At 71.9% G+C, this 20,421-nt stretch carries 19 protein-coding genes; 11 read left to right on the top strand and 8 right to left on the bottom strand.

What is annotated here, in order from left to right; translation table 11 throughout:
* Positions 1–189: 189 nt before the first annotated feature.
* The 3 genes from VE614_RS03290 to VE614_RS03280 all read right to left on the bottom strand — a co-directional run bounded on the left by VE614_RS03290 (position 190) and on the right by VE614_RS03280 (position 2,724).
* Positions 190–630, bottom strand: coding sequence for a winged helix-turn-helix transcriptional regulator (locus VE614_RS03290; protein ID WP_414719496.1), 441 nt, complete (start codon positions 628–630; stop codon positions 190–192).
* A 95-nt stretch (positions 631–725) separates the two neighbouring features.
* A complete protein-coding gene (gene rarD, locus VE614_RS03285) occupies positions 726–1,778 on the bottom strand; it encodes an EamA family transporter RarD (RefSeq protein ID WP_414719495.1) in 1,053 nt (350 codons plus the stop codon).
* Positions 1,779–1,869: 91 nt separating this feature from the next.
* Complete coding sequence (locus tag VE614_RS03280; protein ID WP_324931604.1) at positions 1,870–2,724, bottom strand: NAD(P)H-binding protein; 855 nt, start codon at positions 2,722–2,724, stop codon at positions 1,870–1,872.
* Positions 2,725–2,825: 101 nt separating this feature from the next.
* Here VE614_RS03280 and VE614_RS03275 point away from each other — a divergent pair, with 101 nt between their 5' ends.
* A complete protein-coding gene (locus VE614_RS03275; RefSeq protein WP_324931601.1) occupies positions 2,826–3,197 on the top strand; it encodes a helix-turn-helix domain-containing protein in 372 nt (123 codons plus the stop codon).
* Positions 3,198–3,269: 72 nt separating this feature from the next.
* On the opposite strand, the gene VE614_RS03270 is transcribed toward VE614_RS03275, so the two are convergent.
* From VE614_RS03270 to VE614_RS03250, 5 genes are all read right to left on the bottom strand, one after another.
* On the bottom strand, positions 3,270–4,319 hold the full coding sequence (locus tag VE614_RS03270) for a 2-oxoacid:ferredoxin oxidoreductase subunit beta (RefSeq protein WP_324931597.1): 1,050 nt from the start codon (positions 4,317–4,319) through the stop codon (positions 3,270–3,272).
* Positions 4,312–6,240 carry a 2-oxoacid:acceptor oxidoreductase subunit alpha gene (locus VE614_RS03265; RefSeq protein ID WP_324931594.1) on the bottom strand — a complete coding sequence of 643 codons (1,929 nt, stop codon included), beginning with the start codon at positions 6,238–6,240 and terminating at the stop codon, positions 4,312–4,314. The genes VE614_RS03270 and VE614_RS03265 overlap by 8 nt, the downstream gene beginning before the upstream one ends.
* A gap of 191 nt (positions 6,241–6,431) precedes the next feature.
* A complete protein-coding gene (locus tag VE614_RS03260) occupies positions 6,432–7,103 on the bottom strand; it encodes a response regulator transcription factor (protein WP_324931692.1) in 672 nt (223 codons plus the stop codon).
* A 149-nt stretch (positions 7,104–7,252) separates the two neighbouring features.
* Positions 7,253–8,590, bottom strand: coding sequence for a sensor histidine kinase (locus VE614_RS03255; RefSeq protein ID WP_324931592.1), 1,338 nt, complete (start codon positions 8,588–8,590; stop codon positions 7,253–7,255).
* Between the two features lie 209 nt (positions 8,591–8,799).
* Complete coding sequence (locus VE614_RS03250; protein WP_324931589.1) at positions 8,800–10,023, bottom strand: sensor histidine kinase; 1,224 nt, start codon at positions 10,021–10,023, stop codon at positions 8,800–8,802.
* Positions 10,024–10,315: 292 nt separating this feature from the next.
* Here VE614_RS03250 and VE614_RS03245 point away from each other — a divergent pair, with 292 nt between their 5' ends.
* The 10 genes from VE614_RS03245 to VE614_RS03200 are packed head-to-tail and all read left to right on the top strand — an operon-like array spanning position 10,316 to position 20,339.
* On the top strand, positions 10,316–10,723 hold the full coding sequence (locus VE614_RS03245; RefSeq protein WP_324931586.1) for an NADH-quinone oxidoreductase subunit A: 408 nt from the start codon (positions 10,316–10,318) through the stop codon (positions 10,721–10,723).
* Entirely contained in the window at positions 10,714–11,307 is a 594-nt protein-coding gene (locus VE614_RS03240; RefSeq protein WP_324931583.1) for an NADH-quinone oxidoreductase subunit B family protein, read from the top strand. Before VE614_RS03245 ends, VE614_RS03240 begins: the two co-directional genes overlap by 10 nt.
* Positions 11,307–12,557 (top strand): NADH-quinone oxidoreductase subunit C, encoded by a 1,251-nt coding sequence (locus tag VE614_RS03235; RefSeq protein ID WP_324931580.1) that lies wholly within the window; start codon positions 11,307–11,309, stop codon positions 12,555–12,557. Before VE614_RS03240 ends, VE614_RS03235 begins: the two co-directional genes overlap by 1 nt.
* On the top strand, positions 12,554–13,522 hold the full coding sequence (locus tag VE614_RS03230; protein WP_324931577.1) for a complex I subunit 1 family protein: 969 nt from the start codon (positions 12,554–12,556) through the stop codon (positions 13,520–13,522). Before VE614_RS03235 ends, VE614_RS03230 begins: the two co-directional genes overlap by 4 nt.
* Positions 13,523–13,524: 2 nt before the next feature.
* Positions 13,525–14,175 (top strand): 4Fe-4S binding protein, encoded by a 651-nt coding sequence (locus VE614_RS03225; protein WP_324931575.1) that lies wholly within the window; start codon positions 13,525–13,527, stop codon positions 14,173–14,175.
* On the top strand, positions 14,172–14,855 hold the full coding sequence (locus tag VE614_RS03220) for an NADH-quinone oxidoreductase subunit J (RefSeq protein ID WP_324931572.1): 684 nt from the start codon (positions 14,172–14,174) through the stop codon (positions 14,853–14,855). The genes VE614_RS03225 and VE614_RS03220 overlap by 4 nt, the downstream gene beginning before the upstream one ends.
* Positions 14,855–15,247, top strand: a complete 393-nt coding sequence (gene nuoK, locus VE614_RS03215; RefSeq protein ID WP_324931569.1) for an NADH-quinone oxidoreductase subunit NuoK — start codon at positions 14,855–14,857, stop codon at positions 15,245–15,247. Before VE614_RS03220 ends, nuoK begins: the two co-directional genes overlap by 1 nt.
* Positions 15,244–17,238, top strand: a complete 1,995-nt coding sequence (locus VE614_RS03210) for an NADH-quinone oxidoreductase subunit L (protein WP_324931567.1) — start codon at positions 15,244–15,246, stop codon at positions 17,236–17,238. The genes nuoK and VE614_RS03210 overlap by 4 nt, the downstream gene beginning before the upstream one ends.
* Positions 17,239–17,244: 6 nt before the next feature.
* The gene (locus VE614_RS03205; RefSeq protein ID WP_324931565.1) at positions 17,245–18,819 is read left to right on the top strand and encodes an NADH-quinone oxidoreductase subunit M; all 1,575 of its coding nucleotides are present in this window, start codon (positions 17,245–17,247) and stop codon (positions 18,817–18,819) included.
* The gene (locus VE614_RS03200; protein ID WP_324931562.1) at positions 18,816–20,339 is read left to right on the top strand and encodes an NADH-quinone oxidoreductase subunit N; all 1,524 of its coding nucleotides are present in this window, start codon (positions 18,816–18,818) and stop codon (positions 20,337–20,339) included. Before VE614_RS03205 ends, VE614_RS03200 begins: the two co-directional genes overlap by 4 nt.
* Positions 20,340–20,421 lie beyond the last annotated feature (82 nt).

Below are 20,421 nucleotides of genomic sequence, written 5' to 3'. Positions count from 1 at the left end.
AGGCTTCGTGGGAAGCGCCACCCCCGCCAGCGGAAGCCGGTGCCGGGCTCGCGCCCGGCGAATGGCCTCCGGGACTGTTCCCGGCCCCATACGACGATGTGTCTGCACAGTGCGTTCACCGCAACGATAGCGCCCCGTGAGGCCTTGGTTGCGTCAATTGGCGGGAGTGCAACGGCAGTTCGGGTGGGATCAGGCGTCCACCGCCGTTGCCGTGCGGGTGTCGTAGGCGGCGCGGGCGGCGGCGATCTCCTGCTGGTGCTCCTCCGTCCAGCTCACCAGGGAGCGGATGGTGGCGTGCAGGGTGCCGCCGAGCGGGGTGAGCTCGTACTCGACGCGGGGCGGCACCACCGGGTGGACGGTGCGCCGGACCAGGCCGTCGCGCTCCAGCTGGCGCAGGGTGACGGTCAGCATGCGCTGGCTCACCCCGTCGATCTCGCGGCGCAGTTCGGTGAAGCGCAGCCGCCGGTTCTCCAGCAGGGCGATGACGAGCAGGGACCATTTGTCGGCGATCCGGTCGAGGATCTGCCGGACTTCGCAACCTTCCCGGGTGTCCCACTGGAAGGGGTCGTCGTGGTCGCCGTAGCCGGTGATCGCGCAGTGACTCGGGGGTGGGGACATGGCTGCTTCCATGTCGGTCGATACTGCATCAGGCCGACGGCGGTTACAAGAGGGAACCGGCCCTCGGTCCGGGAACCGGCCCCGGTCCCGTGACCGCCGCCTGCCGGTTACGGCTTGGTGCGAACCGGTCCCGCGGGCACGGTCTCGACGTTCCGTACGGCGTCGGCGTCGGCGTCGGCGTGGGCGTCGGTATCGGCCTGGGCGGTGCCGCGTGCCTCCGCCGTGGCCCTGAGGGCGCGGGCCGTGCGGCGGGCGGTGCGCAGGGCGTCCCAGGTGAGCAGGGAGAGCGCCAGCCAGACCAGGGCGAAGCCGGCCCAGCGCTCGGGCGGCATGGCCTCGGCGAAGTGGAGGACGCCGATCAGGAACTGGAACACCGGGGCCAGGTACTGGAGCAGGCCGATGGTGGACAGCGGCACGCGGATCGCGGCCGCGCCGAAGCAGACCAGCGGCAGCGCGGTGACGATGCCGGTCGCGGCGAGCAGTGCCGTGTGCCCCGGGCCCTCGGTGGTGAAGGTGGAGTCGCCCTGCGAGGTCAGCCAGAGCAGATAGCCGACGGCGGGCAGGAACTGGATGGCGGTCTCGGCGGCCAGCGACTCCAGGCCGCCGAGGTTGACCTTCTTCTTGATCAGGCCGTACGTGCCGAAGGAGAAGGCCAGGACGAGGGAGATCCACGGCGGGCGGCCGTAGCCGACGGCGAGGACGAGGACCGCCACGAGGCCGATGCCGACCGCGGCCCACTGCACGGGCCGCAGCCGTTCCTTCAGCAGCAGCACGCCCATGGCGATGGTGACGAGCGGGTTGATGAAGTAGCCGAGGGACGCCTCGACGACCCGGTCGTTGTTCACGGCCCAGATGTAGACGCCCCAGTTGACGGCGATGATGGCCGCGGCGCCCGCGATGAGCGCGAGCCGGCGTGGCTGCTTCAGCAGTTCGCCGGCCCACCGCCAGCGGCGCAGCACGAGCAGCACGGCGGCGACGACGACGAGGGACCACATCATCCGGTGGGCGAGGACCTCGGACGCCCCGGCGGGCTTGAGGAGGGGGAAGTAGAGGGGGAACAGCCCCCACATGCCGTACGCCGCGAAGCCGTTCAGCAGGCCTATGCGCTGCTCTGCCCTGGACTTGTCGGCCACGGTTCCTCCTTGGTGCGTCCGCCGCATCCGCCTCGACTGCACGAAGGTAGCGCCCGGCCCCCTCACCTGTCATGCCCGTATCGCCATACGGTCATGACAGATGCGCCGGGCCGCAGGTTCAGCCCGCGAGCGCGGCCGCGACGGCCTCGGCGAGCGGGGTGGTCGGGCGGCCGGTCAGGCGGGAGAGGTCGCCGGTGGTGATCTCCAGCTCGCCCTTCTCGATGGAGACGTCCACCCCGGCGAAGACCGCGGCGAGCGGCTCGGGCAGCCCGGCGCCGGTCAGGATGGCGGTGTACTCCGCCACGGAGACGGCGTTGTAGACGATCTCCCTGCCGGTCTGCCGGCTCAGCTCGGCCGCGTACTCCGCGAAGCCGAACGACGTGTCGCCGCCCAGCTCGTACGTCTGGTTCTCGTGCCCCTCGCCGGTCAGCACGGCGACCGCGGCGGCGGCGTAGTCGGCGCGGGAGGCGGCGGAGACGCGGCCGGCGCCCGCGGCCTGGACGACGGCGTCGTGGGCCAGTACCGGGGCCAGGTTCTCCGTGTAGTTCTCGAAGTACCAGCCGTTGCGCAGCAGCGTGTGGGGCACGCCGGAGGCCAGCAGGATCTCCTCGGTGGCGCGGTGGTCGTCGGCGAGCGCGGCGGTCAGACCGCCGGGGGCGCTGGTGTAGGCGAGCAGGGCGACACCGGCCGCCCCGGCGGCGTCGATGACCACCTTGTGCTGGGCGGGGCGGCCCTTGTCGAACTCGTTGCCGGAGATCAGCAGCACCTTGTCGCCGGCCGAGAGGAGACCGTCGAAGGTCTCGGGCGCGTTGTAGTCCGCGACCGCCAGCCGGACGCCGCGCGCCGCGAGACCGGCGGCCCTGGCCTCGTCCCGCACGACCGCGGTGATCTGTTCGGCGGGGACCTTCTCCAGCAGTTGCCCGACGACGTGACGGCCGAGCTTTCCGGTGGCTCCGGTGACGACGATGCTCATGTTGCGGACTCCCTCGTGGATGGCTTGTGGCTGCTTGCGTCACTAACCCTACGAGTGGCGCTAACTATTGGAAAGTACCCACCTTGAAGTAAGGTACTGGCATGGCGGTAAGTGAATGGCGGAGTGACGGCGAGGCGATGTGCCCCTACCGGCTGGTGCTGGAGCACGTCACCAGCCGCTGGGGCGTCCTGGTGCTCATCCGGCTCCTGGAGCGCCCGCACCGGTTCAGCGAGCTGCGCCGGGCCATCGGCCGGGTCAGCGAGAAGATGCTCACCCAGACCCTCCAGACCCTGGAGCGCGACGGCCTGGTCCACCGCGACGCCAAGCCGGTGATCCCGCCACGCGTCGACTACTCCCTCACCGAGCTGGGCCGCGAGGCCGCCGAGCAGGTCCGGGCACTGGCGGGGTGGACCGAGCGGCGGATGGCCGAGGTCGAGCGGGCGCGCCGGGCGTACGACGAGGCCCGGGCCTGAACCAGGACCGCGGGCATACGACGAGGCCCGGGCCTGGGCCCGGGCCTCTCAGGTCGCGTGCGCGTACGCGGCTCAGCCGACGACCGTCCAGGTGTCCCCGCCGGCCAGCAGCGCGGCCAGATCGCCCTTGCCGTTCTGCTCGATCGCCGCGTCCAGCTGGTCGGACATCTGCGCGTCGTAGACCGGCCGCTCCACCGCGCGGAAGACCCCGATCGGGGTGTTGTGCAGGGTGTCCGGGTCGGCCAGCCGGGACAGCGCGAACGCGGTGGTCGGGGAGGCGGCGTGCGCGTCGTGGACGAGCACGTCGGCCTCGTTCTCCGGGGTCACCGTGACCACCTTCAGATCGCCGGTGGCCGGGTCCCGTACGACCCCCTTGGCCAGCTCGCCGCCGAAGCGGATCGGCTGCCCGTGCTCCAGGCGGATCACCGCCTCCTCCGCCTGCTGCTTGTCCTTCAGGACGTCGAAGGCGCCGTCGTTGAAGATGTTGCAGTTCTGGTAGATCTCGATCAGGGCGGTGCCCGGGTGGGCGGCGGCCCGGCGCAGCACCTCGGTGAGGTGCTTGCGGTCCGAGTCGACCGTACGGGCCACGAAGGAGGCCTCCGCGCCCAGCGCCAGCGACACGGGGTTGAACGGCGCGTCCAGCGAGCCCATCGGCGTCGACTTGGTGATCTTGCCGACCTCGGACGTGGGGCTGTACTGGCCCTTCGTCAGGCCGTAGATCCGGTTGTTGAACAGCAGGATCTTGAGGTTGACGTTGCGGCGCAGGGCGTGGATCAGATGGTTGCCGCCGATGGACAGCGCGTCGCCGTCGCCGGTGACCACCCACACGCTCAGATCGCGCCTGCTCGAAGCGAGGCCCGTCGCGATCGCCGGGGCGCGGCCGTGGATCGAGTGCATCCCGTAGGTGTTCATGTAGTACGGGAAGCGGGACGAGCAGCCGATGCCGGAGACGAAGACGATGTTCTCGCGGGCCAGGCCCAGCTCGGGCATGAAGCCCTGCACGGCGGCGAGGATCGCGTAGTCACCGCACCCGGGGCACCAGCGCACTTCCTGGTCGGACTTGAAGTCCTTCATGGACTGCTTGGCCTCGGCCTTGGGGACCAGGTTCAGTGCCTCAGTCATCGATGGCCTCCTTCAGGGCGTGGGCCAGCTGTTCGGCCTTGAACGGCATACCGTTGACCTGGTTGTACGGGCGCGCGTCGACCAGGTACCTCGCCCGGATGAGGGTGGCGAGCTGGCCGAGGTTCATCTCGGGGACGACGACCTTGTCGTACGCCTTCAGCACGGTGCCCAGGTTGCGCGGGAACGGATTGAGGTGGCGCAGATGGGCCTGCGCGATCCGGCCGCCCTCCTTGCGGATCCGGCGCACCGCGGCGGTGATCGGGCCGTACGTCGACCCCCAGCCGAGGACGAGGGTGCGGGCTCCGTCCTGGTCGTCGACCTCCACGTCCGGCACGTCGATGCCGTCGACCTTGGCCTGGCGGGTGCGGACCATGAAGTCGTGGTTGGCCGGGTCGTAGGAGATGTTGCCCGTGCCGTCCTGCTTCTCGATGCCGCCGATCCGGTGTTCCAGACCCGGCGTGCCGGGGACCGCCCACGGCCGGGCCAGGGTCTGCGGGTCCCGCTTGTACGGCCAGAAGACCTCGCTGCCGTCTTCCATGGTGTGGTTGGGGCCCTGGGCGAACTGCACCTGGAGGTCCGGCAGCTCGTCCGGCTCCGGGATCCGCCACGGCTCGGAGCCGTTGGCCAGATAGCCGTCGGAGAGCAGGAAGACCGGGGTGCGGTACGTCAGCGCGATCCGCGCGGCCTCCAGGGCGGCGTCGAAGCAGTCCGCCGGGGTCCGCGGCGCGACCACCGGGACGGGCGCCTCGCCGTTGCGGCCGTACATCGCCTGGAGCAGATCGGCCTGCTCGGTCTTGGTGGGCAGACCGGTGGACGGGCCGCCGCGCTGGATGTCCACGATCAGCAGCGGCAGCTCCAGCGAGACGGCGAGCCCGATCGTCTCCGACTTCAGGGCCACACCGGGGCCGCTCGTCGTCGTCACCGCCAGCGATCCGCCGAAGGCGGCGCCCAGCGCGGCGCCGATGCCGGCGATCTCGTCCTCCGCCTGGAAGGTGCGCACACCGAAGTTCTTGTGCTTGCTCAGCTCGTGCAGGATGTCGGAGGCCGGGGTGATCGGGTACGAACCGAGGAACAGCGGCAGATCCGCCTGCCGGGAGGCGGCGATCAGGCCGTACGACAGGGCCAGGTTCCCGGAGATGTTGCGGTAGGTGCCCACCGGGAAGGCCTGCGCGGCCGGTGCCACCTCGTAGGAGACCGCGAAGTCCTCGGTGGTCTCGCCGAAGTTCCAGCCCGCGCGGAAGGCCGCGATGTTGGCCTCGGCGATGTCCGGCTTCTTCGCGAACTTGCTCCGCAGGAATTTCTCGGTGCCCTCGGTCGGCCGGTGGTACATCCACGACAGAAGGCCGAGCGCGAACATGTTCTTGCTGCGCTCCGCCTCCTTACGGGTGAGGTCGAAGTCCTTCAGGGCCTCCACGGTCAGCGTGGTCAGCGGCACCGGATGCAGGCTGTAGCCGTCCAGCGAGCCGTCCTCCAGCGGGCTGGTCGCGTACCCGACCTTCTGCATCGCCCGTTTGGTGAACTCGTCCGTGTTGACGATGATCTCCGCGCCGCGCGGCAGATCGCCCACGTTGGCCTTCAGCGCCGCCGGGTTCATCGCGACCAGCACGTTGGGCGCGTCACCCGGGGTCAGGATGTCGTGGTCGGCGAAGTGCAGCTGGAAGGAGGAGACACCCGGGAGGGTGCCGGCGGGCGCCCTGATCTCGGCCGGGAAGTTCGGCAGCGTCGACAGGTCGTTGCCGAAGGACGCGGTCTCCGAGGTGAAGCGGTCACCGGTGAGCTGCATGCCGTCACCCGAGTCCCCCGCGAACCTGATGATCACTCGGTCGAGCCGGCGGACGTCCTTGGTCCCCGCCGGTTTGCGCTGCTCTCCCACGACGGCTCCGTCGGCCTGCTCCGCTGGGCTACTGACCTGGCTCGTCACTGAACTGGACCTCCCTCGAGGCGGCTGTCGGGGAGCGGCCTTCCCGCAGGCGTTCCCAGGATCAACCCTACGACCGCAAAGGGTCCGTGCCTTCGGTAAAGCGCACGAAGACCATCGGCGCGTACAGCCCTACGACCCGTCCGGACGCTGCCTGCCACCTGACTGCCACCGCCCCCCACCAGGCGCGAGATTTAGGAATTCAGATACGTCAATACGGCGAGAACTCGCCGGTGATCGCCTTCGCTCGGGGACAGACCGAGCTTCAGGAAGATGTTGCTGACGTGCTTCTCCACCGCGCCGTCGCTCACCACGAGCTGCCGCGCGATGGCCGAGTTCGTCCGCCCCTCCGCCATCAGCCCCAGCACCTCCCGCTCCCTCGGGGTGAGCCCCGCGAGCACGTCCTGCTTACGGCTGCGGCCGAGCAGCTGGGCGACGACCTCCGGGTCCAGCGCGGTACCGCCCCGGGCCACCCGCACCACCGCGTCCACGAACTCGCGCACCTCGGCTACCCGGTCCTTCAGCAGGTAGCCGACCCCCCGGCTGGATCCGGCCAGCAGCTCGGTGGCGTAGCGCTCCTCCACGTACTGCGACAGCACCAGCACACCGAGCCCCGGATGCGCCTTGCGCAGCTGCACGGCCGCGCGCACGCCCTCGTCGGTGTGGGTCGGCGGCATCCGGACATCGGCGACGACGACATCGGGCAACGCGTCCTCGGCGGCCAGCTCGGCCATGGTCTTGATCAGCGCGTCGGCGTCCGCGACCCCGGCGACGACCTCGTGCCCACGGTCGGTCAGCAACCGGGTGAGCCCCTCCCGGAGCAACACCGAATCCTCAGCGATGACCACCCGCACCCTGTCCTCCACGCCTTTGGCCCCCAGCCGACCCGCCGCGATCGTGTACAGGACCAGCATCCCAGCAATCGGAGCCGCGGGCGGGCGAGGTGACAGGTTTAGGCAGGTCTTGCGGCAGGCCCGTCAGGCGGGGCGGGCGCGGCGCGGGCGCGGGGCGTCCGCTAGCCGCGCCAGGGCAGCTCGGCCGTGATCCGGGTGGGGCCGCCGGCCGGCGAGTCCACGACCAGGATTCCGTCCACCGCGTCGAGGCGTTCCGCGAGGCCCGCCAGCCCGGACCCGGCGGTCGCGTCGGCGCCGCCCACCCCGTCGTCCGCGACCTGGAGCATCAGCCGGTTCTCCGACCGCCACACGTCCACCGACGCCGACCGCGCCCGGCTGTGCTTGCTGATGTTCTGCAGCAGCTCGGAGACGGTGAAGTAGGCGATGCCCTCGATCGCCGGCGCCGGCCGCGACGCCAGATCGACCTCCACCCGCACCGGCACCGCGCAGCGCGCGGCGACCGCGGAGAGCGCCGCGTCCAGGCCGCGGTCGGTGAGGACCGCCGGGTGGATGCCGCGCGCCAGGTCCCGCAGCTCCTGGAGCGCGGTCTTCACCTCACCGTGCGCCTCGTCCACCATCCGCGCCGCCGCCCGCGGATCCTGCGCCAGCTTCTCCTTCGCCAGCCCCAGATCCATGGCGAGCGCGACCAGCCGGGCCTGGGCGCCGTCGTGCAGATCGCGTTCGATGCGCCGCAGATCGGCCGCGGCCGTGTCCACCACGACCCCCCGGCCGGACTCCAGCTCCACCACCCGCGACGCCAGCCGCGACGGCCCGAGCAGCCCGTGCACGAGCAGCCGGTCCACCGTGGTCAGCGCCCGTACGATCCACGGCGTGGCCAGCGTGAACAGCAGCCCCACCAGCGCGGTCACAGTGATCTCGAACGGGTTGTCGAGGTAGATCCGGTGGGTCTCGTCGCCGTACAGCTGAAGCCCGTCCTGCCCGCCGTACATCGGGAACACCCAGAACCACAGCGGATACGTCAGCAGCGCCCACCCGTACGCCCAGAAGGACACGGCGACACCGAACGAGAACACCGCCCACGGGAAGTGCAGCACCGCGTACAGCAGATGCCGCCAGGACGTGCCGCTCCGGAGGACCGCCACCATCCAGCCCATCAGGCCGTCCTTGCGCACCCGCAGCGGCTCGGGGTCGCCCACCCGCATGCCGAGCAGCGCCCGCGCCCGCGTCCGCTCCAGCGCTCCGAGCCCCCGGCACCCGGCGAGCCCGGCCGCCAGCACGGGAACGCCGAGGAAGGTCACCAGCAGCCCCGCGCCGAGGGAGACCATGGTGACGGCGTAGGCGAAGAGCAGTACGCCGATCGGCAGGCCGAGCAGCACATACGTGAACTCCCGCCAGCTGCGCGCCTCGAACGGCGCCCGGAGACCGGCGGGCAGTCGCACTCCGCGCGCTCCCCGGCCCTCCCGTCCGTACCCGTACTCCTGCCCGTACTCCGTGGCCATCGGCGTCGTCCCGTTCTGCTCGTCTCGGATCGCCCTGCGTGTGTCGTGTCTCCACCCTGCTGGGCGGCGGCCCCGGGAACCATGGAGTCCGTCGGCGTCTCGGCAGGGGGGTTTTCCCTACCCCCGGCGCCCGGCCCGCCCCGTCACGTCCGCGCCCCGTCGCGTCCGCGCACCCGGTACTCCGGTTCACTTCCGTGCCGTACTTCTGTTCACGTCCGTGCCGTCAGCCGGTCCCGCCACGGCAGCTCGGCCGTGACCAGGGTCGGCCCGCCGTCCGGCGAGTCGACGACGAACAGCCCGTCCACGGCGTCCAGTCGCTCCGAGAGCCCCCGCAGTCCGCTCCCCGCGTCCAGCCGCGCACCGCCGTGGCCGTCGTCCTGGACCTGGATGAGCAGCCGGTTCTCCGACCGCCACACCTCGACGGAGGCGGACGCCGCCCCGCTGTGCTTGCTGATGTTCTGCAGCAGCTCGGAGACGGTGAAATAGGCGATGCCCTCGATGGCCTCGGCGGGCCGCTCGTCCAGGTCGACGGTCACCTTCACGGGCACCGTGCAGCGGGAGGCGACCGCGGAGAGCGCCGCGTCCAGGCCGCGGTCGGTGAGGACCGCCGGGTGGATGCCGCGCGCCAGGTCCCGCAGCTCCTGGAGCGCCAGCTTCACCTCGCCGTGCGCCTCGTCGACCATCGCGGCCGCCGCGTCCGGATCCTCCAGCAGCTTCTCCTTCGCCAGCCCCAGCCCCATGGCGAGCGCGACCAGCCGGGCCTGGGCGCCGTCGTGCAGATCGCGTTCGATGCGCCGCAGATCTGCCGCGGCGGTGTCCACCACGACTCCCCGGTCGGACTCCAGTTCGGCGATACGCCGCTCCAGCTCGTCGGAGGGCGACAGCAGCCCGCGCACCATCGCCCGGTCGGCGTTGGCGAGGCCCCGCGCGATGAACGGCAGCACCGGCCACGCCACGAACAGCGAGGTCAGCGCGACGGTGAAGGTGAGGATGCCCCAGGGCAGCCGGATGAAGTCGTAGAGGATGGTCCGCCAGCCGACCGGGTCCTTCAGCGTCATCCACAGGTGCGCGAAGAAGCCTTCGCCGCTGCCCCGGCGGGCGCGCAGCGGCAGCGGGCTCGGCTCGTCGATCCGCACGCCGAGCAGCGCCCGGGCCCGCGCCCGCTCCAGCTTGCCGAGCTGCCGCGCGCCCAGCAGCCCGGCCGCGAGCAGCGGGAACCCGATCACCGTGACGGTCAGGAAGGCGCTGGTGAACAGCACCGTGGCCACGTAGACGAAGCCCAGCAGGGACATCGGCAGGTTGGCCAGGAGATGCGCGATCTCCTTCCAGGTGTGAACGTCGTAGGCGAGACGGGGCGGTGGCGGGCGGTGGTCGTCGCCTTCGCCGGGCGGCGCCGCCTTCGCCGGGCTCGCGGGCGGGAAGTGTTCGGTCATACCGGTTAGCGTGCCGGGCCGCGCCCGGTCGCGCCATGAGGTGCGCCGCCGGGCCCGGACGGGGGAAAACCCCACCCCCGCATCTCAACGTGTGACGGGCTGCTTACCGTCTCTTTAACAGGCCCTAGACTCGCCTGCGTACAGATCGTTCGGGATCGAACGCCGCTCGAACAGGGTGTGGAACGATCAGCGGGACGTTCAGTGTGACGTCCAGCGGATCTGTTCTAGGTTGTTCGAAGAACGTCGAGGTCAGGTCAGGTCAGGGACGAGGTCAGGGAGCGAGGGGACGGACGTGCGGGAACCGACCGTCGAACCGGCTGTGGTCGTCGCGGCGGACTACTTCCAGTCCTATTCCGTCGTCGGACTGCTGGTCGCCGTCGGCGTGCTCTTCGTCGCCGTGGCCTTCGGCGCGGGCCGCCTGCTGCGCCCCGTCGTGCCCACGCCGGAGAAGCTGCTGACGTACGAGTGCGGCGTCGACCCCGTCGGCGAGGGCTGGGCCCACACCCAGGTCCGCTACTACGTCTACGCCTTCCTGTACGTGATCTTCGCCGTCGACTCGATCTTCCTCTTCCCCTGGGCGACGGTCTTCGCCGACCCCGGCTACGGGGCCGCCACCCTCGTGGAGATGTTCATCTTCCTCGGCTTCCTCGCCGTGGGCCTGCTGTACGCATACAAGAAGGGCGTCCTGACATGGACGTGACCCCCGAGCCCGTTCTCCTGCCCGAGCCGAAGCGCCTCGGCGCCCTCGCGCGCCTCGCCCCCGAGCCGATGAAGGTGGTTCTGAACTGGGGCCGCCGCTACTCCCTCTGGGTCTTCAACTTCGGTCTCGCCTGCTGCGCCATCGAGTTCATCGCCGCGTCGATGGCCCGCCACGACTTCATCCGCCTCGGAGTGATCCCCTTCGCCCCCGGCCCCCGCCAGGCCGACCTCATGGTGGTCTCCGGCACGGTGACGGACAAGATGGCCCCCGCCGTCAAGCGCCTGTACGAGCAGATGCCCGAGCCGAAGTACGTCATCTCCTTCGGCGCGTGCAGCAACTGCGGCGGCCCCTACTGGGACTCCTACTCCGTCACCAAGGGCGTCGACCAGATCATCCCCGTCGACGTCTACGTCCCCGGCTGCCCGCCCCGCCCCGAGGCGCTGCTCCAGGGCATCCTCAAGCTCCAGGAGAAGATCGCCCGCGAGTCGCTGGGGGAGCGCTACGGCACCCAGCCGGCCCGCCCCTCCACCGCCGCCCTCCAGAGCGGGCTGGTCCGGCCCCCGGCCGCCGAGGGAGACGCGTGATGAGCACGGCCGGCTGGCTGCCCGCCCCCGCCGGGGAACTGTTCGGCGCGGAGGCCACGGCCGAGGAGTCGTACGAGGTCCTGACGGTCGACGTCCCGCCGGCGTCCTGGACCGCGGCCCTGCGCACCGCCCGCGACGAGCTGGGCTGCACCTACTTCGACTGGCTGAGCGCGGTCGACGAAGCGGGCACGGGCTTCCGGGTCTCGGCGCACGTCGTCGCGCTCGCCCCGGTACGCCGCCTGCTGCTGCGCACCACCGTGCCGCACGGCGCACCCGTGCTCGCCTCCGCCGTCGGCGTCTACGCGGGCGCCGCCTGGCACGAGCGGGAGACCCACGAGATGTTCGGCGTCTCCTTCGAGGGCCACCCCGCCCTGGACCACCTCCTCCTCCCCGAGAACTTCGAGGGTTACCCGCTGCGCAAGGACTTCGTCCTCGCCGCCCGCGTCGCCAAGGCCTGGCCGGGCGCCAAGGAGCCGGGGGAGTCGGAGCACGGCGGCCCCAAACGCCGCCAGATGCTGCCCCCGGGCGTCCCCGACCCCAACGAGTGGGGCCCCCTCAAGGGCCAGCTCCCGCCCGCCCCCGCCCGCCCGGCACGCGGCGCCGCCCGCCCGGCCGCCGCGGGCGACCGGCCGGTACGGCGCACCCGTACGGCGGGGGAGGGCTCGGCGAGCCAGACGGCGGCTGCGGCTGCCGGTGGGGCCGCGGCCGCCGGTGCCGAGGCGCCGGCCGGGCCGCGCCGCGCCCGGAGCGTGAGCCAGGGCTCGGCGTCCCAGCGCGCGGCGGCCGGGGAGACTCCGGAGACGACGACGGCGCCGGCCCGGGCCGAGACCGCCGGCGCCGGTGAGCCGACGGCCCCGGAGACCTCCGCGGCCCCGGCGAGGCGTGCCCGCAGCGCGTCGGACGGCTCGGACGGCCGGCGCGGCACCACGCCCCCCGGCGCCCGGCGTGCCCGCAGCGCGAGTGAGGGCTCGGCCTCCCAGCGCGCCGAGAGCCCGGCGCCCGAGACCCCGGCGGCCCGCCCCGCCGCGGCTCCCCGCAGCCCGGACGCCCCGTGGCACCACGCCCGCCCGGCGTTCGACGAGACGGAGCCGAAACCGGAACAGCCGGGGACGGAGCCGAAACCGGAACAGCCGGAGGCAGAGCCGCAGTCGGACACCTCCGACGTCACCCCTGACACCTCCTACGCCACCCCTGACACCCCCGACGCCACTCCAGAAACCCCCGAAGACCCCTCAGGAGGCCCGCGGTGAACGACGTGCTCGACGTCGCCCTGCGACTTCTGATCGTCTTCGGCGTCTTCCTCACCTTCCCGCTGCTGGTCGGCCAGACCGAGCACAAGGTGATGGCCCACATGCAGGGCCGCCTCGGCCCCATGTACGCCGGCGGCTTCCACGGCTGGGCCCAGCTCGTCGCGGACGGCGTGAAGTTCGCGCAGAAGGAGGACGTGGTCCCCGCGGGAGCGGACCGCCGTATCTTCCAGCTCGCCCCCGCCGTCGCCCTGCTGCCCTACCTGCTGGTGCTGCTCGCCATCCCGATCGGCCCCGGTGAGGGCGCCGTCGGCGAGGTGATCGACGCGGGTGTCTTCTTCGTGCTCGCCGTGATGGGCGTCGGAGTCCTCGGCTCCCTCATGGCCGGGTGGGCCAGTGCCAACAAGTTCTCCCTCCTCGGCGGTCTGCGCACCGCCGCCCAGCTGCTCGCCTACGAACTCCCGATGCTGCTCACCGCCGCCTCGGTGGCGATGGCGGCCGGCACGGTCTCCCTGCCGGGCATCCTCGACGCCTTCGAGTGGTGGTGGCTGCCCTGGCAGATCGTCGGCGCGATCGTGTTCTTCGTGGCGGGGCTGGCGGAACTCCAGCGCCCGCCCTTCGACATGCCCGTCGCCGACTCGGAGATCATCTTCGGCGCGTACACCGAGTACACCGGCCTGCGCTTCGCCCTCTTCCTCCTCGCCGAGTACGCCGGGATCGTCGTCCTGTGCGGCCTGACCACCGTCCTGTTCCTGGGCGGCTGGCACGGCCCCTGGGGCGCCGACGGCCTCGGCTGGGTCTGGACCCTGCTGAAGACGGCCGTCCTCGCCTTCATCGTGATCTGGCTCCGCGTCACCTATCCCCGGCTGCGTGAGGACCAGCTCCAGAAGCTCTCCTGGACCCTCCTCGTCCCCCTCTCCCTCGCCCAGATCGCCCTCACCGGCATCGTCAAGGTGGTGATCCAGTAGCTATGGCTCCCTTCCCCGGCTCCGGCCTGGCCAAGGGCCTGGCCGTCACCCTGCGGACGATGACGAGAAAGTCCGTCACCGAGCAGTATCCGGACGTCCAGCCCGACCTCCCGCCCCGCACCCGCGGCGTGATCGGCCTGTTCGAGGAGAACTGCACGGTCTGCATGCTCTGCGCCCGCGAGTGCCCGGACTGGTGCATCTACATCGACTCCCACAAGGAGACGGTCCCGGCGGCCACCCCGGGAGGGCGCGAGCGCAGCCGCAACGTCCTCGACCGCTTCGCCATCGACTTCTCGCTGTGCATGTACTGCGGTATCTGCATCGAGGTCTGTCCCTTCGACGCCCTGTTCTGGTCACCCGAGTTCGAGTACGCCGAGACCGACATCCGCGACCTCACCCACGAGCGGGACAAGCTCCGCGAGTGGATGTGGACCGTCCCGGCCCCGCCCGCCCTCGACCCGGGCGCGGAGGAGCCGAAGGAACTGGCCGCCGCCCGCAGGACGGCGGAGAAGCTGGCCGCCCAGCAGCAGCCCCCCGCCACCGAGCCGCACGCCGACGAACAGGCCCGCGCGGCCGAGCGGCCCACCCGCCCGCAGGGCGACTCCAAGCAGCAGACCGATCAGCCGAGGCCGAAGCAGGAGGGCACGGAATGACCCTCGCAGCCGAAACCCACGGCTTCCTCTCCCCGACGGGCGTCGAGATCGCCTTCCTCCTCGTCGGCCTGGTCACCTTCGGCGCCGCCCTCGTCACCGTCACCACCCGGCAGCTGGTGCACGCCGCCCTGTGGCTGGTGGTGACCCTCGGCGGCCTCGCCGTCGAGTACCTCCTGCTCACCGCCGAGTTCATCGCCTGGGTGCAGGTCCTCATCTACGTCGGTTCCGTCGTCGTCCTGCTCCTGTTCGGTCTGATGCTCACCAAGGCGCCCATCGGCCGCTCCCCGGACGCCGACTCCGGCAACCGCTGGGCCGCCCTGGCGGTGGCCGTCGCCGCGGCGGCGGCCCTGGTGTGGGTCGTCGTGGACGCCTTCCGCGCGACCTGGATCGATCTGGACGGCCCGGCCGCCGGCTCCACCAAGGTCACCGGCGAGAGCCTCTTCCAGAACTGGGTGCTGCCCTTCGAGGCCTTGTCCGTCCTCCTCCTCGCCGCCCTGGTCGGGGCGATCGTCCTGTCCCGCAAGGCGCAGGCGAACGCGACGGGGACCGGAGCGGCGGCGGACCAGGCGGGCCCGTCGGACCAGGCGGGCCCGTCGGACCAGGCGGGTCCGGCGGACCAGGCGCACCGGACAGGCACCGCGGCCACGGCCGCCGAAGCCGGCAAGGACGGTGTCCGCTGATGCACCTCGCCTATCCCGCCGTACTCTCCGCCCTCCTCTTCTGTACCGGCCTGTACGGCGTCCTCGCCCGCCGCAACGCGATCCTGGTCCTGATGTCGGTCGAGCTGATGCTCAACGCCGTCAACCTCAACCTGGTCGCCTTCGACGTCTGGCTCAGCAAGACCGCCGAGGAGACCCTGCACTCCGGCCAGGCGCTGACCCTGTTCACGATCGCCATCGCCGCCGCCGAGATCGGCATCGGCCTGGCGATCGTCCTCGCCGTCTACCGCAACCGCGGCACCTCCGACATCGACAAGCTCCGCGACACCGCCGAGGGCCACGAGAGCGAGGGCCACGAGGGCGACACTCCCGCGACCGAGACGGGCGCCGAGAAGGCTGAGGCCACCGCGTGACCACGACCACCCTCGCCGTACTCGTCCCCCTCCTGCCGTTCCTGGGCGCCGCCGCGGGCCTGGCGCTGGGCCGCACCGCCCCGGGCTTCGTCCGCCCGCTCGCGGTCCTGCCGACGCTCGCCGCGCTCGCTCTCGCCGTGGTCGTCGCCGTCCACCAGGGCGGCGACGAGGCCGTCGACGCCGCCACGGAGCTGACCCCCACCGGCTCGGTCCCCGTCGAGCTGGCCCTGCACATCGACGGCTTCGCCGCGCTCGTCGCCGTCCTGGTCGCCTTCGTGGCGACCTGTGTGCAGATCTACTCGACGGGCTATCTGCGCGAGGACCCGCGCTACCCCTCGTACGCCGCGCTCGTCTCCCTGTTCACCTCCGCGATGCTCCTTGTCGTGTACTCGGGCGACCTGATGGTGCTGCTGGTCGGCTGGGAAGTCATGGGCATCTGCTCCTACTTCCTGGTCGGCCACTACTGGGAGACCCCGGAGGCCCGCGCCGCCTCCCTCAAGGCCTTCCTGGTGACCAAGCTCGGTGACGTCCCCTTCCTGATCGGTCTGTTCGCGCTGGCCACGGACGCCGGGTCGTTCCGGATCACCCGCGTGCTGGGTGCCGTCGCCGACGGCGGCCTCGACCATCCGACGCTGATCGCCCTGCTGCTCCTGGCCGGCGTGGCGGGCAAGTCGGCGCAGTTCCCGCTGCACACCTGGCTCCCCGACGCGATGGCCGGCCCCACGCCGGTCTCCGCGCTGATCCACGCCGCGACGATGGTCGCCGCCGGTGTCTACTTCGTCGCCCGGCTCCTCCCGGTCTTCGAGGCCTCGCAGGCCGCGATGGTCGTCCTCGCCGTGATGGCCGCCGTCACCATGGCGGGCTCGGCGCTCGCCGCGCTCGCCCAGGACGACATCAAGCGCGTCCTCGCCTACTCGACGATCGGCCAGCTCGGCTACATGACCGGCGCCCTCGCCGTCGCCGACCGCGGCGCCGCCGTCTTCCACCTCCTGTCGCACGGCGCCTTCAAGGCGCTGCTGTTCCTCGCCGCCGGCGTGATCATCCACGCCACCGGCACCAACTCGCTGGCCGCCATGTCCCGCATGCGCGACCTGCGCGACCGCGTCCCCGACGCCTACTGGACGATGACCGTGGCGCTCCTCGCGCTCGCCGCGATCCCGCCGTTCAGCGGCTTCTTCTCCAAGGAGTCCGTCCTCGGCGCCGCCGAGCACGTCGCCACCGGCCACTCCGGGGACGCGCCCGCCGTGGCGGGCTGGATCGTCCTGGTCGCCGGCCTGCTCACCGCGCTGCTCACCGCCGCCTACGCGATGCGGCTGTGGCTGCTCGCCTTCCGCGGCCAGGGCGCCGAGGCCCCCGACCACGGCCGCCAGCCCGTCACCATGACCGTGGTGCTGTGGGTGCTCGCCGCCCCGTCCCTCGCCCTCGGCGGGTTCGCCTACCAGTCCTTCCCGGGCTGGTTCGACGGCGGCGACCTCGGCCCGACCCTGACCACCTCCGTGCTCGGCACGGGCGCGGCCCTGGTCGGCGGGATCGCCACCTACGCCGCATGGCGGCACACCACCGCGCTCGCCGGCCGCGTCCCGATGGGCGCCGTCGCCGCGCACCCGGAGGGCGACGCCGGGCAGGTCGAGGCCGAGGCGATCGCGACCCACGCGCCCGCCTACGGAGACGTCGCCCAGGCCCCCGACCCGGCCGACCCGGGACGGCTGCTGCTGGGCCCGCTGCACCGGCACGCGGCCGCCGGCTTCCACCTCGACGCCGTGTACTCGACCCTGTTCGTCCGACCGGTGCGGGCCGGCGCGCGCCTGGTGCGGTTCCTCGACCGCGAGGTCGTCGAGACCTACGTACAGGGGGCGGGCGCCCTACCCCGCTGGCTCGGCGTCGCCGTGCGGCGCGCCCAGACCGGCAATGTGCAGACCTATGTGAGCGCGCTGCTCGCCGGCACCGTCGTCCTGGTGGTCGCCGCCGTCCTCGTCGCCACGGGAGCGTGAGCAGGCGTGATCGATATCAGCGAGTCCGTGATGCAGTTCCTTCTGGCGTTCGTCGTGGTCGGCCCGCTCCTCGGCGCGGCCGCCGCTCTGCTGCCCGCCCCGCCCGGGCTGAAGGGGAAGTCGCCCGAGCAGGCCGTGCTGCGGCACGGCGTGACGGTGACCGGCGCCGTGCTCATCGCGGCGATCGTCCTGGCGTTCGGCTTCGACCACGACCAGCCGTCGAAGATGCAGGCCACGACGGACATCAGCTGGATCCCGGCGCTCGACGTGCGGATCCACCTCGGCATCGACGGCATCTCCCTCCCCCTTCTGGTGCTGACCGCGCTGCTGACCTTCCTGTGCGCGCTCTACAGCTACTTCAAGCTGCCCGCGGGCCCGTCCCCGAAGGCCTTCGTCGCCCTGCTGCTCGTCCTGGAGTCCGGCACCCTCGCCACCTTCGCCGTCCTCGACCTGCTGCTGTTCTTCCTCGCCTTCGAGATGGTCCTGATCCCGATGTACTTCCTCATCGCCCGCTGGGGCGGCGAGGGCCGGGCCGAGGCCGCCTGGAAGTTCATCCTCTACACGCTGCTCGGCTCCGTGGTCATGCTGCTCGGCCTGCTGCTGATCGGCCTGCGGGCGGGCACGTTCGACATGGTGGCACTCGCCACTGACAACGGCCGGTCGCTGAGTACGTCCGTGCAGGTCATCGCGGTTCTGGCGATAGGGATCGGGCTCGCGGTGAAGACCCCGATGTGGCCGCTGCACAGCTGGCTGCCCGACGCCCACACCGCCGCGCCGACGGTCGGCTCGGTGCTGCTGGCCGGCGTCCTGCTGAAGATGGGCACGTACGGGTTCGTCCGGATTCTTCTGCCGGTCGCTCCCGACGGCTTCCGCACCTTCGCGCCGTACCTCGCCGCCTTCGCCGTCGTCGGGATCATCTACGGGTCCCTGGCCTGCCTCGCCCTCGCCAAGCGCGGCGCCAAGGGCGATCTGAAGCGGCTGATCGCCTACTCCTCCGTCGGCCACATGGGCTTCGTCCTGCTCGGCGTCGCGACCATGACCCCGACCGGCGTGAACGGCGCGCTGTTCGCCAACATCGCCCACGGCCTCATCACCGGCCTGCTGTTCTTCCTGGTCGGCGCGTTGAAGGAGCGCACCGGCAGCACCGACCTGGACACCCTCGCAGAGGCGACGGGCGCCGCGCTGTACGGCAGGGCGCCCCGCCTGGGCGGCCTGCTCGCGTTCGGCGCGGTGGCCTCGCTCGGGCTGCCGGGCCTGGCCGGGTTCTGGGGCGAGATGCTGGCGCTGTTCGGCGCGTTCGACCCCGCCGACGGTCTCAGCCGCCCCGCCTTCCTCACCTTCATGGCCATCGGCGCGTTCGGCACCCTGCTCACCGCCGCCTACCTGCTGATCGTGGTCCGCCGGGTCTGCATGGGCGCCGTACCCCAGGACGCACCCCAGCTCGCCGACGTGCAGACGTACGAATTCGCGGCCTGGGCGCCGCTCGTCGCCCTCACCGTCGTCGCCGGACTCTGGCCGAAGACCCTCCTCGGACTCACCGACCCGGCCGTGCAGCAGCTCCTCGCAGGAGGCACCCGATGAGCTCCCTGGCCCAGCCGCTCGCCGCGTCGCTGATCCAGTCCGTCGACTGGCTCGCCATCGCGCCGCCCACCATCGCGGCCGTGGTCGCCCTCGTCGTCCTGGTCGCCGACCTGTTCGTCGACGACCGCCGCAGAACTCTCCTCGGCTGGATCTCCGTCGCGGGCCTCGCCGCCGCCACGCTGATGCTGCTGCCCCTCCTGGACGCCGACCGCGCCACCTTCTGCCTGACCGGCGACCCCGCCGTGTGCAGCTACACCGCGGACCGTTTCACCCTCGCCCTCCAGCTCCTCGTCCTCGGCGGAGCGCTGGTCACCGCTCTGCTGTCGGTCACCGGACTGAAGGACGCGCGCGGGGGACTCCCCGAGGGGGAGTTCTGGTTCCTGCTGCTGTCCTCCGCGGCCGGCGCCGCCCTGCTGCCCGCCTCCCGCGACCTGGCGACGCTGATCGTCGCCCTGGAGGTCGCCTCCCTGCCCGCCTTCGCCCTCGTCGGCCTGCGGCAGGGCGACCGCAGGTCCTCCGAGGCGGCGCTGAAGTTCTTCCTGTCGTCGGTCACCGCCACCGCGGTCAGCCTCATGGGCGTCAGCTTCGTCTACGCCGCCACCGGCAGCCTCTACCTCACCGAGATCGCCGAGCGGATCCAGGGCGTCGACGGCCAGCTCCAGACCCTCACCCAGACCGGCGTGGTCCTCACCCTGATCGGCTTCGCCTTCAAGACGGCCGCCGTGCCCTTCCACTTCTGGGTGCCCGACACCTATGTGGGCGCCCCGCTGCCGGTCGCCGCCTACCTGTCCGTGGTCGGCAAGGCGGTCGGCTTCTCCGGGCTGATCCTCGTCACCGTCGTCGCCCTCCCGTCGTACGCCGACGTCTGGGGCCCGGCGCTCGCCGTGCTCGCCGCCCTCACCATGACCGTCGGCAACGTCGGCGCCCTGCGGCAGCAGTCCACGCGCGCGTACAGCGCGGTCCGCCTGCTCGCCTGGTCCTCCGTCGGCCAGGCCGGCTACCTCCTGGTCCCGATCGCCGCGGCGGCCTGGTCCGACGACGCCGAGCGGTCCATCGGCTCCACCGTCGCCTACGCCCTCATGTACGGCGTGGTGAACCTCGGCGCCTTCGCGGTGGCCGCCCTGGTCGGGCGCACCAGGAACCTGAACCGCGTCGCCGACTACCGCGGCCTGTACGCCGCGAGCCCCCTGGCCGCCCTCCTGCTGGCCTTCTTCCTGCTCTGCCTGGCCGGCCTGCCGCCCGGCATCATCGGCCTCTTCGCCAAGGTCACCGTCTTCTCGGCGGCCGTCGACGCGGGCCTGGGCTGGCTCGCCGTGGTCATGGCCGTGAACGTCGTCATCGCGCTGTTCTACTACCTGCAGTGGACGGCCCTGCTCTTCCGCGCGCCCGAGGGGGAGCCCGCGCGGTACCGCGTGCCGGTGCCCGTCACCGCCGCGATCGCCGTCACCGCCGTCCTCGGCATCGCCCTGTCCGGCGCCCCGCAGCTCGTGCTGCGCTTCACCGACACCGGCCTGTTCTAGCACCGATCCGCCACGCGGGCCGTCCGGGCCGCCGTCACCCGGACGGCCCAGGCGCGCCCCCGCACGCACAAGGGAACTAGTG

The organism is Streptomyces sp. (assembly GCF_035645055.1).
GTDB lineage: Bacteria > Actinomycetota > Actinomycetes > Streptomycetales > Streptomycetaceae > Streptomyces.
The sequence above is the reverse complement of the archived record's forward strand: the minus strand, read 5'-3'. Positions and strand labels throughout refer to the sequence as shown.

Excerpts from the sequence above, each read along its gene's own strand:
- VE614_RS03290 (WP_414719496.1), bottom strand. The coding sequence starts at position 630 with ATGGAAGCAGCCATGTCCCCACCCCCGAGTCACTGCGCGATCACCGGC.
- rarD (WP_414719495.1), bottom strand. The coding sequence starts at position 1,778 with ATGCGGCGGACGCACCAAGGAGGAACCGTGGCCGACAAGTCCAGGGCA.
- VE614_RS03280 (WP_324931604.1), bottom strand. The coding sequence starts at position 2,724 with ATGAGCATCGTCGTCACCGGAGCCACCGGAAAGCTCGGCCGTCACGTC.
- VE614_RS03275 (WP_324931601.1), top strand. The coding sequence starts at position 2,826 with ATGGCGGTAAGTGAATGGCGGAGTGACGGCGAGGCGATGTGCCCCTAC.
- VE614_RS03270 (WP_324931597.1), bottom strand. The coding sequence starts at position 4,319 with ATGACTGAGGCACTGAACCTGGTCCCCAAGGCCGAGGCCAAGCAGTCC.
- VE614_RS03255 (WP_324931592.1), bottom strand. The coding sequence starts at position 8,590 with ATGGCCACGGAGTACGGGCAGGAGTACGGGTACGGACGGGAGGGCCGG.
- VE614_RS03250 (WP_324931589.1), bottom strand. The coding sequence starts at position 10,023 with ATGACCGAACACTTCCCGCCCGCGAGCCCGGCGAAGGCGGCGCCGCCC.
- VE614_RS03240 (WP_324931583.1), top strand. The coding sequence starts at position 10,714 with ATGGACGTGACCCCCGAGCCCGTTCTCCTGCCCGAGCCGAAGCGCCTC.
- VE614_RS03235 (WP_324931580.1), top strand. The coding sequence starts at position 11,307 with ATGAGCACGGCCGGCTGGCTGCCCGCCCCCGCCGGGGAACTGTTCGGC.
- VE614_RS03225 (WP_324931575.1), top strand. The coding sequence starts at position 13,525 with ATGGCTCCCTTCCCCGGCTCCGGCCTGGCCAAGGGCCTGGCCGTCACC.
- VE614_RS03220 (WP_324931572.1), top strand. The coding sequence starts at position 14,172 with ATGACCCTCGCAGCCGAAACCCACGGCTTCCTCTCCCCGACGGGCGTC.
- nuoK (WP_324931569.1), top strand. The coding sequence starts at position 14,855 with ATGCACCTCGCCTATCCCGCCGTACTCTCCGCCCTCCTCTTCTGTACC.
- VE614_RS03200 (WP_324931562.1), top strand. The coding sequence starts at position 18,816 with ATGAGCTCCCTGGCCCAGCCGCTCGCCGCGTCGCTGATCCAGTCCGTC.